This is a genomic window from Bartonella alsatica (assembly GCF_013388295.1).
In the GTDB taxonomy this organism is placed as follows: Bacteria; Pseudomonadota; Alphaproteobacteria; order Rhizobiales; family Rhizobiaceae; genus Bartonella; species Bartonella alsatica.
Map to the genome: position 1 here is coordinate 102,809 of NZ_CP058235.1, position 15,549 is coordinate 118,357.

Genomic DNA, 15,549 nt, shown 5'->3' on the forward strand with positions numbered 1-15,549 from the left:
TTTATGTTGATATCATGATTTTGGCAAGTAACAATATAAATACCTACCATTATAATGCCTTTATTGCCTTAATTTAGTTTTTTGTAGTGTTTAAAATGAAAGATGGAGTAAATCTGATATATCGCTTCTATACGGTTGAAATCAGTTATTGGTAATCTAAAATAAGAGTATTTCATTTATGATAAAAGGGATTTCTAGCAAAAAGTCAAAAGCAGTCTATTGGGATATTATTTTGTACGTCTCATGTTGTTTACTGTTTTTTGCATCCCAAACAAATATCCAAGCAGCAGATGCTTTAAAACTTATTAATTTGCGAACTATTGGTGATAAAGCACACACACGTATTATTGCGGTTTTTAATGCTGAACCAAATGCTCATTTACAAATTTTGGATAAGCCCACCCGATTGATTATTAATTTACCTACCGTTGATTTTTCAGCGCAAAATACAGTTTTAAAGAAACAGAACACATTATCAAACATGTGGTCAGATATACGTTACGGTTTCTCTGATATACGGACTTCACGCATTATTTTGACGAGTAAATTTGCTTTTGTTGTTGAAAAAAGTACAGTACAAAAATTAGAAAATGGTTTATGGCAGCTGCTAATTGATATTAGTAAAAGCACCCAAGAAAAATTTAATGAAGCATTCGAAAAACAACAAAAAGTCAATCTTTATACAAAAACACAACGAATGCCAATACGTAATTTTCGTGTTGTTCTTGATCCTGGTCATGGTGGAATTGATGGTGGTGCACAAGGTATTAGTGGGATTTTAGAAAAAGATATAACACTAGCATTTGCACGTGTTTTACGAGATGAATTAAAAAAAGATTCTCATATCACAGTTGCCTTGACACGTGATTCTGATGTCTTTTTAAAATTAAGTGAAAGGGTTAAAAAAGCGCAAGAATTTAATGCTGATCTTTTTATATCTATTCATGCGGATACCATTAAAGTACATTCTCTTCGTGGTGCCACAGTTTACACTATATCAGACAAGGCATCTGATGCAATTGCAAAATCTTTAGCTGAAAATGAAAATAAAGTTGATCTTTTGGATGGTTCTCTTTCTGATGAATCGCTTGAAGTTACAGATATTTTGATGGATCTTACTCGACGTGAAACGCATGCATTTTCAGTAAATTTCGCTAATAGTGTTGTCTCAAACTTATTAAAAAATAATATCAATTTGATCAATAACCCTCATCGATATGCCGATTTTCAAGTCTTAAGAGCTTCAGATATACCCTCTGTTTTGATAGAAATCGGTTATTTATCCAATAAAGAGGATGAAAAATTATTAAATAATCCCCAATGGAGAAAACAAATGGCTGTCTCGATCGCTCATTCTATTCGTCAATTCACTGAATACAAGCAGAAAATTACGCAGCCTCTTTAAATTTGTGAGAAAATAGAGTATCGGTATCGTATTTTGGTATAGTTTAGTATAAACAGTAAAAGATAGAAATTAGTTTTTTCTTTATCTCAATCTAGCGATGATACCCGCGTGGCGGTGGGATAATATATTTTTCTTTAATCAATTCTGAAGAAAGCGGTAGCCGTTTCGATGATGATTTTTTTAAGATATCTTCTTAGTTTTTTTATTATTCTTGGGTTTTGCGAAACAGTAATACAGAGTGCAATAGCAAAAAATCAGACGAATATACTTCCTGATTATGAAGTTCTTTCTCTCTATGAACCACCTGTGATGACTCGCGTTCATGCTGCGGATGGTAGCCTTATGGCAGAGTTTGCAACAAAACATCGACTTTATTTACCAATTCAGTCAATACCAAAGATTCTTAAAGAGGCTTTTATTTCTGCTGAAGACAAAAATTTTTATCAACATTTCGGTTTAGATCCCGAAGGGCTCTCTAGAGCTTTAATCAACAATATCCGCAATATTGGTTCAGGAAAACGTCCAGAGGGAGCATCCACCATTACACAACAAGTCGCTAAAAACTTTCTTTTAAGTTCAGAGGCAACATTAGAACGTAAGTTAAAGGAAGCTATTCTGGCGATGCGTATTGAAAAAACCTATTCAAAAGACCATATTCTCGAGCTTTATCTCAACGAAATTTATCTCGGTCGTGGCACTTATGGTATCGCTGCAGCTTCTTTGACTTATTTTAATAAATCTGTCAATGAACTTACTTTGGAACAATGTGCCTATTTAGCTGCTCTTCCAAAAGGTCCAGGAAATTATGATCCATTTAAAAATACACAGCGTGCAATTAATCGGCGCAATTGGGTTATAGATCGAATGATTGCAAATGGATATGTAACACATGAACAAGGAAAAGAAGCTAAAGCGAAACCTTTAGGAGTGACAATACGTGGCAAGGATAGCTATGTTTTCGCTGCTGATTATTTTACTGAAGAAGTACGTCGCCGTTTAATGCATCGTTATGGTGCTAAAACGCTTTATGAAGGTGGGCTTTCCATTCGCACGACACTTGATCCGCGTTTACAACTTCTTGCTCGACGAGCTTTACACAATGGGTTAATTAAATTCGATCATTCACAAGGATGGCGCGGAGCTTATGAACACATTGATATAAAAAATGATTGGGGTATAGAACTTGCAAATATCACAGGATTAAATGATGTTCCTGAATGGCGTTTAGCTGTTGTTCTTTCTGCTAACGCCAATAAAGTGGTGATTGGTTTACAGCCACAGCGTGAAGCTTCAGGCTTATTATCAAAAAAACGAGAAACTGCTATTTTATCTGAAGTTGATTCAAAATGGGCATTAAATGTTGTGAAAGAAAATGGCCACCGAAGAGTTGTTCAGAATTTATCGCATGTCCTGCAAATTGGTGATGTTATTTTTGTTGAAAAAATACCAAATACAAACAACATTTACCGTTTACAACAAATTCCAAAGGTTGAAGGCGCAGTTATTGCTATGGAACCTCATACAGGGCGTGTCCTTGCAATGGTAGGAGGCTTTTCTTTTGCTACATCTGAATTTAATCGTGCAACACAAGCCTATCGTCAACCTGGTTCTGCTTTTAAGCCTTTTGTATATGCAGCAGCACTCGATAACGGATATACACCAGCATCTGTTGTTTTAGATGCTCCCATCGAAATTCGTCAATATAATGGCGAGATTTGGCAACCTAAAAATTATGGTGGTACTTTTGCAGGGCCATCAACACTGCGTTATGGCATTGAATATTCACGTAATCTTATGACAATACGGCTTGCTTATGATATGGGAATGCCTCTTGTTGCTGAATATGCAGAGCGTTTTGGGATTGTAGATAAATTGCAACCTTATCTCCCCATGGCCTTAGGAGCTGGAGAAACAACAGTTTTACGAATGGTTACAGCTTATTCAATTATTGCAAATGGGGGACGCTCTATTAATCCTTCTTTAATAGACAGAATTCAAGATCGGTATGGAAAAACGATTTATCGTCATGATGATCGTCTCTGTGAAAATTGTAATGCTCAGTCATGGAATAATCAACGTGAACCTAAATTGATTGATGAACGAGATCAAGTTCTTGATCCTATGACAGCTTATCAGATTACATCAATGATGGAAGGAGTTATTCAGCGCGGTACGGCTGTACGTTTACGTTACCTCAATCGACATATTGCTGCTAAAACAGGGACTACTAATGATTCTAAAGATGTATGGTTTATAGGGTTTACTCCTGATCTTGTCGTTGGTGTTTTTGTTGGTTATGATCAACCAGCACCGTTAGGATATAATGGAACAGGCAGTTCATTGGCAGCACCTATTTTTGGTGAATTTATGGAAGCAGCTTTGAAAAGAAAACCAGATGTACCATTTAAAATGCCAGAAGGTATGATTTTAATGCCGATTAATCGTAGAACAGGAATGCTCGCAGAAAGAGGAGAACAAGATGTTATTATAGAAGCATTTAAGCCAGGAACTGGGCCTGCTGATATATATCAGGTCATTGGTAGTACAAATTCTTTTCAAGAAGGTGTTCCTATAATAACCACTTCTCCACAAGTTAATAAGGCGCTTGAAAGCGGTACAGGTGGGCTGTATTAATCAGAAAAACTCTCTTTTTGCACGACTGACGAATGGAGTGAAATCGTTCTTATCTATTTTTGCAGTAGAACTACAATAAATAGATTTTTGAAGTATGCTATACCCTTACTATAATCATTAAATTTGTGTAAAACGCTAAGAAGCATAACTAGAAAGAATTTTTAAAAAAATAAAAATTATGGTGTTAAACTATGCGAGCAGAAATAGAAACATTGGTTGATGAAATTCAGCAAGCAATTAAGTTGCTAAGGGGGCATCTTTAACTGGGATCAATCAATAAAACGTCTCGAATATCTCAATCAAAAAGCAGAAGATCCAACATTTTGGGATAATGCGCAACAAGCACAAGATATGATGCGTGAGCGTCAGCGTCTTGATGATTCAATTCGTGACATCCGATCATTTACAAAAACACTTGAAGAGTGCATTGAGTTAATCGCGATGGGCGAAGAAGAAAGTGATATCGAAGTTATCACTGATGCAGAAAATACAATACGCCATCTTAAGAATGAAATAGAAAAAAGACAAATCGATGTGCTTCTTTCAGGAGAAGTAGATTCAAATGATACTTATCTAGAAGTTCATGCAGGTGCAGGAGGAACAGAAAGCCAAGATTGGGCTTCTATGTTGTTGCGTATGTATATGCGCTGGGCTGAACAGCATAAAATGAAGATTGAAATATTAGAAATTCACGATGGGGAAGAAGCCGGAATAAAATCAGCAACTATTCTCATAAAAGGGCATAACGCATATGGTATGTTAAAAACAGAATCAGGTGTTCATCGTTTAGTGCGCATTTCACCATTTGATTCCAATGCAAAGCGTCATACTTCTTTCGCAAGCATTTGGATTTACCCAGTCATCGATGATAATATTGAAGTTGATGTTACAGAGGCAGATGTTCGCATTGATACATATCGTGCTTCAGGTGCTGGAGGACAACATGTTAATACAACAGATTCTGCAGTTCGCATCACACATATAAAAACTGGCATTGTTGTTCAATGTCAAATGGAGCGTTCTCAGCATAAAAATCGAGCAACTGCGTGGTCTATGCTACGTGCGAGACTTTATGAAGAAGAACTCAAAAAGAGAGAAGAAGAAACAAATGCTGTTGAAGCTTCTAAAACAGAAATTGGATGGGGACACCAAATTAGATCTTATGTTCTTCAACCTTATCAACTTGTCAAAGATCTACGCACAGGTGTTGAAAACACTGATCCACAATCTGTACTTAATGGCAATTTAGATGCATTTATAGAGGCAGCACTTGCTCGACGCATTTACGGGGAAGACCCCAAAATTGAAGATATTGGTTAATCAGAATTCTGTAAGCTTATTTTCGGTCTGTAACTCTAATTTATAGATAGTTAAATTTACTAAACCCAACAATTAGAGGGATTTCTGCGTTTTATAGGTGCTTGAATAACAAAACTTATAAACCATTGGCATGTAAAACTGCAGCAACAGCTAACACTTTATCAGCGTGCCCAGGAACGCTAACTTTGCGCCATTCCTCTACTATTTTTCCAGTTGTATCAATTAGAAAAGTGCTTCGTTCAACACCCATATATTTGCGCCCATACATGTTTTTTTCAACCCACACACCGTAAGCTTCAAGCGTCGTTTTTTCTTCATCGGAAACAAGGATGATATCAAGTGCGTGTTTTTTTTTAAATTTGTCATGTTTTTGAATATTATCTGGAGAGATTCCAATAATAACCACCCCGATTTCATCAAATTTTGTCTTCAATCGTGTAAAATCAATGGCTTCATTCGTGCACCCACTGGTATCATCTTTTGGGTAAAAATATAAAACAACGAGTTTTCCTTGTAGGCCAGAAAGACGCACTTTACCTCCACCATCGCGTGGCAAATCGAAATCAGGGGCAAGGGTGCCTTTCATTGGTTTTGTCATTGTTTTTGTCTTTCTTTCCTATTAATAAGTATAAGATGCTAGAATACGCAAAAAAAAGAACTATTCAACTCTCTAAAAGGCCATTATTCTGAAAGAGTTTTTGTTTTTTCTACATAGCTTATTATATCAAAAGAATTGAGAAAGCAGTCTCAGATCAATATGAACAACATAAACAAAAGAACACAAAAATTATAAAGAGATTAGACTGGTTTCAACAAAATATGTTTTTTCTTACCGAAGGAAAGTTTAATTATTCCGTCTGCATTGACATCTTCTTCAATAATAAGACGCGTTTCATCTTTAATAATTTTATCATTTACGCGCACACCTCCACCTTGAACATGACGACGTGCTTCACTGTTAGATTTAGCAAGTCCTGCTTGTACTAAAAGATTTAGTAATCCAACACCTACTTTTAATTTTGTGGCATTAAGTTCAACAGTTGGAAGATTTTCTCCAAGCGTTTTTTCTTCAAAAGTTTTTCGAGCTGTTTCGGCTGCTGCATCCGCAAGACTACGTCCATGCAACATTGCTGTAATTTCTGTTGCAAGAATTTTCTTTGCTTCATTAATTTCACTCCCTTGCAATGCAGAAAGTTTGAGAATCTCATCCATTGGCAATGTGGTATAAAGCTTTAAAAACCGTACAACATCAGCATCTTCTGTGTTACGCCAATATTGCCAAAACTGATAAGGTGAAAACATATCTGCATTAAGCCATACCGCCCCATTTAATGATTTACCCATTTTTGCACCAGAAGATGTTGTCAGCAATGGTGAAGTTAATGCATATAACTGTGCAGTTCCTAAGCGATGTCCTAATTCAATTCCGTTAATAATATTACCCCATTGATCAGATCCTCCCATTTGCATACGCAATCCATAACGCTGATAAAGTTCAACGAAATCATAAGCTTGTAAGATCATATAATTAAACTCTAAGAATGACAAAGAATGTTCACGCTCAAGTCTCAATCTAACAGAATCAAATGACAACATACGGTTGACAGAAAAATGTTTCCCTACATCCCGCAAAAATTCTAAGTAATTCAAATTGCATAACCATTCAGCATTATTAACAATGCATGCATCATTTTTTTTATCACCAAATGTTAAATAGTTAGCAAATACCTTTTTAATACTAGCGATATTTGCAATAATATCATCTCGTGTCAAAAGGCGTCGTGCTTCATCTTTAAAGGAAGGATCACCGATCAATCCTGTCCCCCCTCCCAGCAAAGCAATGGGGCGATGACCAGTTTTTTGTAACCAATAAAGCATCATAATTTGAAGAAGACTTCCAGCATGTAAACTTGATGCTGTAGGGTCAAATCCAATATAGGCGCTTACAACTTCTTTTGAGAAAAGATCATCTAAGCCTTTTTCATCAGAAATTTGGTGAATAAAGCCACGTTCACTCATAATGTGTAAAAAATCAGATTTAAAGGCAAACAAAGATATTATTTCCTAATTAAAATTGCATTCGTTTCCATAATGATTTGTTAACATGCTCTCTACCATAAAGAACGCGTATCTCACAAGAGAACGAAAAATATAGGCAGAGAAAAAAACACAGATGTTATTCTGTCTGTATACTTTTAAGAGGAAATATTTTTCGTTGAAAGAAAAATCACTCTTTTCTTATCTTAAATGTGCGTGAATAGCGGAAAATTAGAAAAAGTAAAAAAACAAACTATTATCTTAGTTATAGGTGTGATTTTTTCACTTTTTTTGCTTTAGGTAAGTGAAAGTATTTCAGATGGAGGAACGAGAAATCCATCTGTAATATGATTATCTAAATATTGTGCACATCGTTCAATAAGTTCTTGATTGTATCCGCTAAAAAAGTGATTAGCACCTTCTAATATTTCTTGTGTAATAGTAATACCTTTTTGTGTTTTTAGTTTGTCTACAAGAGTTTGAACATCTTTTGGAGGAGCAACTTTATCGATATTCCCGTGAATAATAAGCCCAGAGGAGGGGCAAGGAGCGAGAAATGAAAAATCATAAACATTCGGTTGAGGAGCAACGGATATAAAACCCTCAATTTCTGGTCGTCGCATCAAAAGCTGCATACCGATCCAAGCACCGAATGAATATCCAGCCACCCAGCAATTTTTAGAATCAGGGTGCTGTGTTTGCACCCAATCGAGTGCAGCAGCAGCATCTGAAAGCTCTCCTATTCCATAATCAAATTCACCCTGGCTGCGACCAATACCACGAAAATTAAAACGTAATGTAGTAAAGCCACGTTGTTGGAACATATAAAAGAGATCATAAACAATTTTATTGTTCATTGTGCCACCAAATTGAGGGTGAGGGTGCAAAATAATCGCAATTGGTGCATTTCTTTGTTGTGAAGGCTGATAACGCCCTTCAAGCCGACCGGCGGGGCCATTAAAAATAACTTCTGGCATTAAATGCTCCTTACATACTATTCATAAGCTCTCATTGATCTTGATCGACTTTTACCATAGAATCTCTTAACTGATTACTAGATATTCTTTTTTAAGTGCATTTTTCAAGAGAATTGCACTATTTTTTAAAATCAGTTCATTAGATTAATGATTGCGATGTAAAATGGTTGTAAAACGCCGATATTTTGATCATAATGCAACAACACCACTAAAAAAAATGGCGCGGGTGGCATTATTGGAATCTTTAGAGGTATTTGGTAATCCTTCGTCCGTTCATATGGAAGGACGTACTGCTAAAGCTTTATTGCAAAAAGCACGTCGACAAATCGCTGAAAGTCTCAACACTTATCCAGACCATGTTGTATTTACATCTGGTGCAAGTGAAGCTGCAATGACTTTATTAACACCTTTTTACAATATGGGAAGATCTAAAGTTAAATTTTCTCATCTTTATATTGGCGCTACTGAACATCCCTCTGTTGCAGAAGGAGGACGCTTTTCTAAAGAATTCATCAGTACAGTTACTGTTGATCAAGATGGGCTCATTCAACAAGATAAACTAATCTCTCTATTAGCTGTTCATGATAAAACAAAGGGACTTCCTCTTGTTGCTATTCAAGCTGCAAATGGTGAAACGGGTGTTATTCAACCAATAAAAGAGATAGCTGCGATCGTTCGGAATTTTGAAGGCATTCTGATTGTTGATTTGACACAATATGTAGACAAAAATTTTGTTGATATTAATCAGATAGGAGGAGATTTTTTTATACTATCTGCGCATAAAATTGGCGGTCCTAAAGGAATAGGAGCTTTTATTTCATACGGAAATCTCTTGATGCCGGAACCTCTTATTATGGGGGGAGGGCAAGAAAAAGGGTTGCGTGGAGGAACAGAAGCATTGCCTCTGATTGCTGCATTTGGAGCAGCAATGGTTGATTGTTTCACCCAAGAAGAGATAAAACAGTTAATATGTTTACGTAATAAATTAGAAGATGGATTACAGAAAATATGTAGTGATATTGAAATTTTTGGTAAAAGAGTTCAGCGTTTGCCAAACACAACCTATTTTACTTTACGCAATATAAAAGCTGAAACGATGCAAATTAGTTTTGATTTAGCAGGATTTTCTGTATCAGCAGGCTCTGCTTGTTCTTCGGGAAAAGTAAAACAAAGCAGAGTCTTGGAAGCAATGGGGCATTGTGTCCCAAACGGAGCAATTCGTATTTCAATAGGACGGTGTACAACTTCCAAAGATATTGATGATTTTCTATTGTTTTTTTCTCAAATTAACAGTAATAGAAAAAAGTAGGATTTATCACTTATAAATTAGAACTATTTAAAAAATAAAATTAAGCTTGATTTAAATTTTCTCACTTTGCATATAGCATAACAAATGAATTGCTCACTTTAATCCTGTAAAATAAGGCTTTGAGTAATCGATTCTTGACGCCAAGAAATGGAGAAAGTTTATGCCGGCAGTACAAGAAACAATACGCCAAGTACGTGAACTAGATGTTGATCAGTATAAATACGGCTTTGAAACCAATATTGAAATGGACAAAGCCCCAAAAGGTTTGAATGAAGATATTATTAGATTTATTTCTGCAAAAAAACATGAATCTGAATGGATGCTGACATGGCGTTTACAAGCTTTCCATCGTTGGTTAACAATGCAAGAACCTGATTGGGCACGTATTAAATATCCACAAATTAACTTTCAAGAACTTCATTATTACGCTGCTCCTAAAAACCACACAGGACCAAAATCTTTGGACGAAGTGGATCCTGAGCTTTTGAAAACGTATGAAAAACTTGGCATTCCTCTCAAAGAGCAAGAAATTTTAGCTGGGGTAAGGAAACAATCTGATCCCTCTACTTTTGATAATAGTCTTTATACATCAGGACAGGTAGCAGTTGATGCAGTCTTTGATTCTGTTTCTGTCGTGACAACATTTAAAAAAGAGTTGGCCCGTGCCGGAGTTATTTTTTGTTCTATTTCAGAAGCAATTATTGAGCATCCCGTTCTTATTAAAGAATATTTAGGAGCAGTTGTTCCCGCAGGTGATAATTATTACGCTGCCTTAAATGCGGCGGTCTTTACAGATGGTTCATTTGTTTATATTCCCAAAGGGGTTCGTTGCCCTATGGAACTTTCAACCTATTTTAGAATTAATGAGCGTAACACAGGTCAGTTTGAGCGAACATTGATTATTGCAGATGAAGATTCTTATGTCTCTTACCTTGAAGGCTGTACTGCGCCTCAACGTGATGAGAACCAGCTTCATGCTGCCGTTGTTGAGCTTATCGCGCTAAAAAATGCAGAAATTAAATATTCCACAGTACAAAATTGGTATCCTGGTGACAAAGAAGGGAAGGGTGGTATTTATAATTTTGTAACGAAGCGTGGAGATTGTCGAGGCGATAACTCTAAAATTTCATGGACACAAGTTGAAACTGGTTCTGCAATTACTTGGAAATATCCATCTTGCTTGTTACGTGGTGACAATTCACGTGGAGAGTTTTATTCCATTGCTGTTGCAAATGGTCATCAACAAATCGATTCTGGAACTAAAATGATTCATTTAGGGAAAAATACATCGAGTCGTATTGTTTCTAAAGGCATTTCGGCTGGTTTTTCAAATAACACTTATCGAGGAAAAGTTACAGCACACCGAAAAGCGCAGAATGCGCGTAATTTTACGCAATGTGATAGCTTATTAATCGGTAACAATTGTGGTGCCCACACAGTACCTTATATTGAAGCAAAAAATGCGACCGCTCAATTTGAACATGAAGCAACAACGTCAAAAATTTCTGATGATCAGCTTTTTTATGTTATGCAGCGGGGAATACCTGAAGAAGAAGCTATCGCATTAATTGTGAATGGTTTTGTAAAAGAGGTTATTCAAAAACTACCAATGGAATTTGCTGTCGAAGCACAGAAGCTGATTGGTATTAGTCTTGAAGGTAGTGTAGGATAATTGTTTACGTAAAAAACGAGCTTGACGTAGTATAGCCAGAACAGGATTAAATTATGTTAGAAATAAAAAATTTGCGAGCCCGTATTGTTGGGACCGATACAGAAATTATTCGCGGTTTAAACTTGACTGTTCAAGATGGTGAAATTGCTGCTATTATGGGACAGAATGGAGCTGGAAAATCTACCTTGTCTTATTTGCTCGCTGGACGTGATGATTATGAAATAACAGAAGGTGATATTCTTTATAATGGGAAATCACTTTTAGAAATGGATCCGGCAGAGCGTGCCACATACGGTATTTTTCTCGCATTTCAATATCCAATGGAAATACCTGGAGTAGCAACGATGGAATTTTTAAAAGTTGCGATGAATTCTCAACGAAAAGCACGTGGAGTTGAAGAACTTAAAATTCCTGAATTTATAAAATGTGTTAAAGAAATTTCTTTAAAACTTGAAATAGATATGGACATGTTAAAACGTCCATTAAATGTAGGTTTTTCTGGAGGAGAAAAAAAACGCGCTGAAATTTTACAAATGGCACTTCTTGAACCTAAACTTTGCATATTAGATGAAACAGATTCTGGTTTAGATATTGATGCTCTAAAAATTGTTGCAGATGGTGTTAATAAACTTCGAGATTCAAAGCGTTCATTTTTGATTATTACTCATTACCAACGTCTACTTAATTATATTATTCCTGATACAGTCCATGTACTTTATAAAGGACGCATTATTAAAAGTGGAGATAAATCATTAGCGCTTTATCTGGAACAAAATGGATATGCTGACCTTATCAGTGAATCGGCCTGAGGTCATTGAATATGAATACACAACGAGAATTATTAGCGGTTGAAAAAGATATTATTAATAATTTCAATCAATGTATAAGCAATTTACCCGGCGACAGAACTGTACAAACAGTTCGCAGAAAAGCTATTGAACTGTTTCAAACCACAGGCCTTCCTTCACGTAAAATTGAAAATTGGCACTATACTAATCTGCCCACATTATTGAAATCTATTAGTAATTTTTCAGAAATAAATAATAATGTACAATTAGCTGGCGCATTGCTTTCAGAAAGCGCTATTTTTTCTATTAAAAATGGAAAAACGTCTACTCAGTCAAAAGTAGCAAATATTACAACAAGATGTCTTGCAGAAATACTAAAAGAAAATTCTGTAAAAATAGATCAAAACATATCTGATAGAGATTTTATTGGACAATTAAATACAGCTTTTGTTACGGATGGTTGGTTTTTTCACATTCCTGAAAATACAAAATTAAACATTCCCATTGAGTTACAAAATATTCAAATGGGTGGACAATCTCATATTTTTTCAGAGATAAAAATTGATAAAAATAGTCAGGCTACGTTTGTAGAACACCAGATTGGCAATGATAATGATACTTTTACCAGTGCTATATTTTCATTACATATTGCTTCTTATAGTGAGGTAACATGGATTCTTATTCGCAATCGTGGTTTTAATTCTACACAGTTCAGTCAATTTCGTGCTGTTCTTGGTCAAGGAGCAAAATTATCGCTTCATATAATTAACATAGGCAGTCAACTGAACCGTCAGGAAATTGATGTTGAGTTGCAGGGAGAAGAATCTAACTTTAAATTACGAGTCATAAATTTATTATCAGAACAAACGCATAGCGATCTTACGATGTCTGTTCGTCACGTTGAAGAAAAATCAACCTCAACCGAAATTATACGCAATGTAGTTACAGATAAGGCAGTGGGTGTTTTTCAAGGAATAATACATGTTGCTCAAAAAGCTCAAAAAACAGATGCGCGCATGGCCTGTAATAGTCTTATTCTTTCAGATGAAGCAGAATTTAATGCAAAGCCTGAACTAGAAATTTTTGCTGATGATGTCGCGTGTGGTCATGGTGCAACAATTGCCAACATTAATCATGATTATCTTTTTTATCTAATGGCGCGCGGTATCCCTTTTAAAACTGCTCGTGCACTTCTGATTAAAGGGTTTATCTCCGAATTTATTGAAGACATCAAGCAAGATGATATCCAAACTGTTTTGAAAAATATTATTGGCAAATGGTTAGAAAAAAATGTTTAAGGCAAAAAAATGGAAAGCGACGTACCAACATTGAATTATAATGTAGAAGAAATTCGCCGTGATTTTCCTATTTTACAATATAATATTTATGGCAAGCGATTGGCTTATCTTGACAGTGGGGCGTCTGCTCAAAAACCGCAATCGGTACTTGATGCAATGGATAATTTTTATCGATATCGCTATGCAAATGTCCATCGGGGAATACATTTTTTATCGAATGCAGCTACACAATCTTATGAAAATGCCCGTGAAACTGTTCGTATTTTTTTAAATGCCCAAACAGCGAGGGAAATTATTTTTACGAAAAGTGCAACGGAAGCTATTAATACCGTTGCTTATGGTTGGGGAATGTATAAATTGAATCAAGGTGATGAAATTGTTCTCACCATTATGGAGCATCACTCAAATATTATTCCTTGGCATTTTATTCGTGAACAGAAAGGTATTAAGCTTGTCTTTGTGCCGGTTGATGAGAATGGTATTTTACATATTGAAGATTTTCAAAGAGCTTTAAATGATAGAACAAAACTTGTTGCTATTACTCATATGTCTAATGTATTAGGAACTATACCTTCTATTAAAGAAATTATTACACTATCGCATCAAAATGCTATTCCTGTTCTTGTTGATGGTTCTCAAGGAGCAGTCCATTTAACAGTTGATGTACAAAATCTTGATTGTGACTGGTATGTTTTTACAGGTCATAAGCTTTATGGTCCTACAGGTATCGGCGTCCTTTATGGTAAGGAATATAGGCTAGAACAAATGCGTCCTTTTCAAGGGGGAGGGGAAATGATTGAGGATGTAACTGTTGACAATGTTTTTTATAATACTCCCCCCTATCGTTTTGAAGCGGGAACCCCTCCTATAGCTGAAGCTATTGGATTAGCAGCTGCTATTGATTACATGCAAAAAAAAGATAGAAATGCTATTCACGCACATGAAACAGCACTTTTATCCTACGCGCATGAAAGACTTGAAATGATCAAATCACTGCGTATTTACGGCTGTTCTCCTCATAAAGGTGCTATTATATCTTTTGAAATAAAAGGCATTCACGCACATGATATTGCTATGTTTATTGATCGACAAGGTGTTGCTATACGCGCCGGAACGCATTGTGCACAACCTTTATTACAACATTTCGGTTTAACATCCGCTTGTCGTGCATCATTCGCCATGTATAATAATCATGAAGATATTGATCAGTTAGTGGAAGCATTAGAAAAAGCAAGGACATTTTTTAATGGCTAAATCAATTGAGGTATTTAATTCTGCTGAAACTGCTAAAAGAAAAAGCGATAAAGAAAAATCTTGTGTATCAGCAATTCCAGCAGATGAAATCGAACGTATGACGAATGATATCATTGCTGCTCTAAAAACAGTTTATGATCCGGAAATCCCTGCTGATATTTATGAGCTAGGACTGATTTATCGTATTGATATTGAAGATGATCGTTCGGTAAAAATTGAAATGACGCTTACAGCGCCAGGATGTCCTGTTGCGGGTGAAATGCCAGGTTGGGTAGAAAATGCTGTAAGTGCAGTTGAAGGTGTTTTGCATGTTGAAGTGATCATGACATTTGATCCGCCATGGACATCTGATTGCATGTCAGAAGAAGCGCAAATTGCTGTTGGGTGGTACTAATACTGTAAAGGAATTTAGTTTACTCATGAATGAGCTTGATGGGTTATAATAAATAAAAAAATTACAACTTACCTGGACTGGAAAAAAGACGCCAAAAACTTGAGCCCCGGATTTTTATATTGCCAAGGTCTTGAAAAAATCTTATCACACTCTGTGTCAAGTATCTGCTTGCGCTATTTTTGAGATAAACTCTTTTTTGGAGAAAATTTTCTCACATTCAAAGTTCTTAAACAAGAATATAGAATATACAAGTAACAGGCAGTGCATTTTTCAACTCCTAAACCGAAACGATTAGTAGAGCAAATTTTAACTATTCCGTACCAATCTTGGTGTTCTTATACTAGATTGCTGGTTCTAGTACTGCCTATGCTATTGCTCATAAGATGGGACACAAGTGGATTATGATTGAACTTTGTGAACTGTTATACTCACATTATCCCTTGTTTGAAAAAAATGATCGA

The 15,549-nt window shown here is 35.8% G+C and carries 12 protein-coding genes; 9 read left to right on the forward strand and 3 right to left on the reverse strand.

The annotated features are described in order from the left end of the window. The first annotated feature begins 178 nt into the window (after positions 1–178). The 3 genes from HWV54_RS00460 to prfB all read left to right on the forward strand — a co-directional run bounded on the left by HWV54_RS00460 (position 179) and on the right by prfB (position 5,359). Positions 179–1,405, forward strand: coding sequence for an N-acetylmuramoyl-L-alanine amidase family protein (locus HWV54_RS00460; RefSeq protein ID WP_005865278.1), 1,227 nt, complete (start codon positions 179–181; stop codon positions 1,403–1,405). Positions 1,406–1,573: 168 nt separating this feature from the next. Further along, positions 1,574–4,039 carry a penicillin-binding protein 1A gene (locus tag HWV54_RS00465; protein ID WP_005865276.1) on the forward strand — a complete coding sequence of 822 codons (2,466 nt, stop codon included), beginning with the start codon at positions 1,574–1,576 and terminating at the stop codon, positions 4,037–4,039. A gap of 191 nt (positions 4,040–4,230) precedes the next feature. Beyond that, a protein-coding gene (gene prfB / locus HWV54_RS00470; RefSeq protein ID WP_156785829.1) for a peptide chain release factor 2 occupies positions 4,231–5,359 on the forward strand; the annotation gives its coding sequence in 2 pieces (ribosomal slippage) (positions 4,231–4,299 and positions 4,301–5,359; 1,128 coding nt in all). Between the two features lie 115 nt (positions 5,360–5,474). Here the strand turns inward: prfB and HWV54_RS00475 are convergent. The 3 genes from HWV54_RS00475 to HWV54_RS00485 all read right to left on the reverse strand — a co-directional run bounded on the left by HWV54_RS00475 (position 5,475) and on the right by HWV54_RS00485 (position 8,373). After that, positions 5,475–5,957, reverse strand: coding sequence for a peroxiredoxin (locus tag HWV54_RS00475; RefSeq protein WP_005865272.1), 483 nt, complete (start codon positions 5,955–5,957; stop codon positions 5,475–5,477). Between the two features lie 200 nt (positions 5,958–6,157). Next, positions 6,158–7,411, reverse strand: coding sequence for a tyrosine--tRNA ligase (gene tyrS, locus HWV54_RS00480; protein ID WP_005865270.1), 1,254 nt, complete (start codon positions 7,409–7,411; stop codon positions 6,158–6,160). Positions 7,412–7,692: 281 nt separating this feature from the next. After that, positions 7,693–8,373, reverse strand: coding sequence for an alpha/beta hydrolase (locus HWV54_RS00485; protein WP_005865268.1), 681 nt, complete (start codon positions 8,371–8,373; stop codon positions 7,693–7,695). 163 nt (positions 8,374–8,536) lie between these two features. Here HWV54_RS00485 and HWV54_RS00490 point away from each other — a divergent pair, with 163 nt between their 5' ends. The 6 genes from HWV54_RS00490 to HWV54_RS00515 all read left to right on the forward strand — a co-directional run bounded on the left by HWV54_RS00490 (position 8,537) and on the right by HWV54_RS00515 (position 15,088). Next, positions 8,537–9,682 carry a cysteine desulfurase family protein gene (locus HWV54_RS00490; RefSeq protein WP_005865266.1) on the forward strand — a complete coding sequence of 382 codons (1,146 nt, stop codon included), beginning with the start codon at positions 8,537–8,539 and terminating at the stop codon, positions 9,680–9,682. Positions 9,683–9,842: 160 nt separating this feature from the next. Further along, entirely contained in the window at positions 9,843–11,354 is a 1,512-nt protein-coding gene (sufB, locus tag HWV54_RS00495; protein ID WP_005865265.1) for a Fe-S cluster assembly protein SufB, read from the forward strand. Between the two features lie 53 nt (positions 11,355–11,407). Further along, on the forward strand, positions 11,408–12,163 hold the full coding sequence (gene sufC, locus HWV54_RS00500; protein ID WP_005865263.1) for a Fe-S cluster assembly ATPase SufC: 756 nt from the start codon (positions 11,408–11,410) through the stop codon (positions 12,161–12,163). Between the two features lie 11 nt (positions 12,164–12,174). Then, on the forward strand, positions 12,175–13,440 hold the full coding sequence (gene sufD / locus HWV54_RS00505; protein WP_005865259.1) for a Fe-S cluster assembly protein SufD: 1,266 nt from the start codon (positions 12,175–12,177) through the stop codon (positions 13,438–13,440). Between the two features lie 9 nt (positions 13,441–13,449). Continuing rightward, a complete protein-coding gene (locus tag HWV54_RS00510) occupies positions 13,450–14,694 on the forward strand; it encodes a cysteine desulfurase (RefSeq protein WP_005865257.1) in 1,245 nt (414 codons plus the stop codon). Beyond that, complete coding sequence (locus HWV54_RS00515) at positions 14,687–15,088, forward strand: SUF system Fe-S cluster assembly protein (RefSeq protein WP_005865255.1); 402 nt, start codon at positions 14,687–14,689, stop codon at positions 15,086–15,088. Before HWV54_RS00510 ends, HWV54_RS00515 begins: the two co-directional genes overlap by 8 nt. Positions 15,089–15,549: the final 461 nt, after the last annotated feature.

Coding starts and splice junctions, on each gene's coding strand:
- HWV54_RS00460 (WP_005865278.1), top strand. CDS start 179: ATGATAAAAGGGATTTCTAGCAAAAAGTCAAAAGCAGTCTATTGGGAT.
- HWV54_RS00465 (WP_005865276.1), top strand. CDS start 1,574: ATGATGATTTTTTTAAGATATCTTCTTAGTTTTTTTATTATTCTTGGG.
- HWV54_RS00475 (WP_005865272.1), bottom strand. CDS start 5,957: ATGACAAAACCAATGAAAGGCACCCTTGCCCCTGATTTCGATTTGCCA.
- HWV54_RS00485 (WP_005865268.1), bottom strand. CDS start 8,373: ATGCCAGAAGTTATTTTTAATGGCCCCGCCGGTCGGCTTGAAGGGCGT.
- HWV54_RS00490 (WP_005865266.1), top strand. CDS start 8,537: ATGGTTGTAAAACGCCGATATTTTGATCATAATGCAACAACACCACTA.
- sufB (WP_005865265.1), top strand. CDS start 9,843: ATGCCGGCAGTACAAGAAACAATACGCCAAGTACGTGAACTAGATGTT.
- sufC (WP_005865263.1), top strand. CDS start 11,408: ATGTTAGAAATAAAAAATTTGCGAGCCCGTATTGTTGGGACCGATACA.
- sufD (WP_005865259.1), top strand. CDS start 12,175: ATGAATACACAACGAGAATTATTAGCGGTTGAAAAAGATATTATTAAT.
- HWV54_RS00510 (WP_005865257.1), top strand. CDS start 13,450: ATGGAAAGCGACGTACCAACATTGAATTATAATGTAGAAGAAATTCGC.
- HWV54_RS00515 (WP_005865255.1), top strand. CDS start 14,687: ATGGCTAAATCAATTGAGGTATTTAATTCTGCTGAAACTGCTAAAAGA.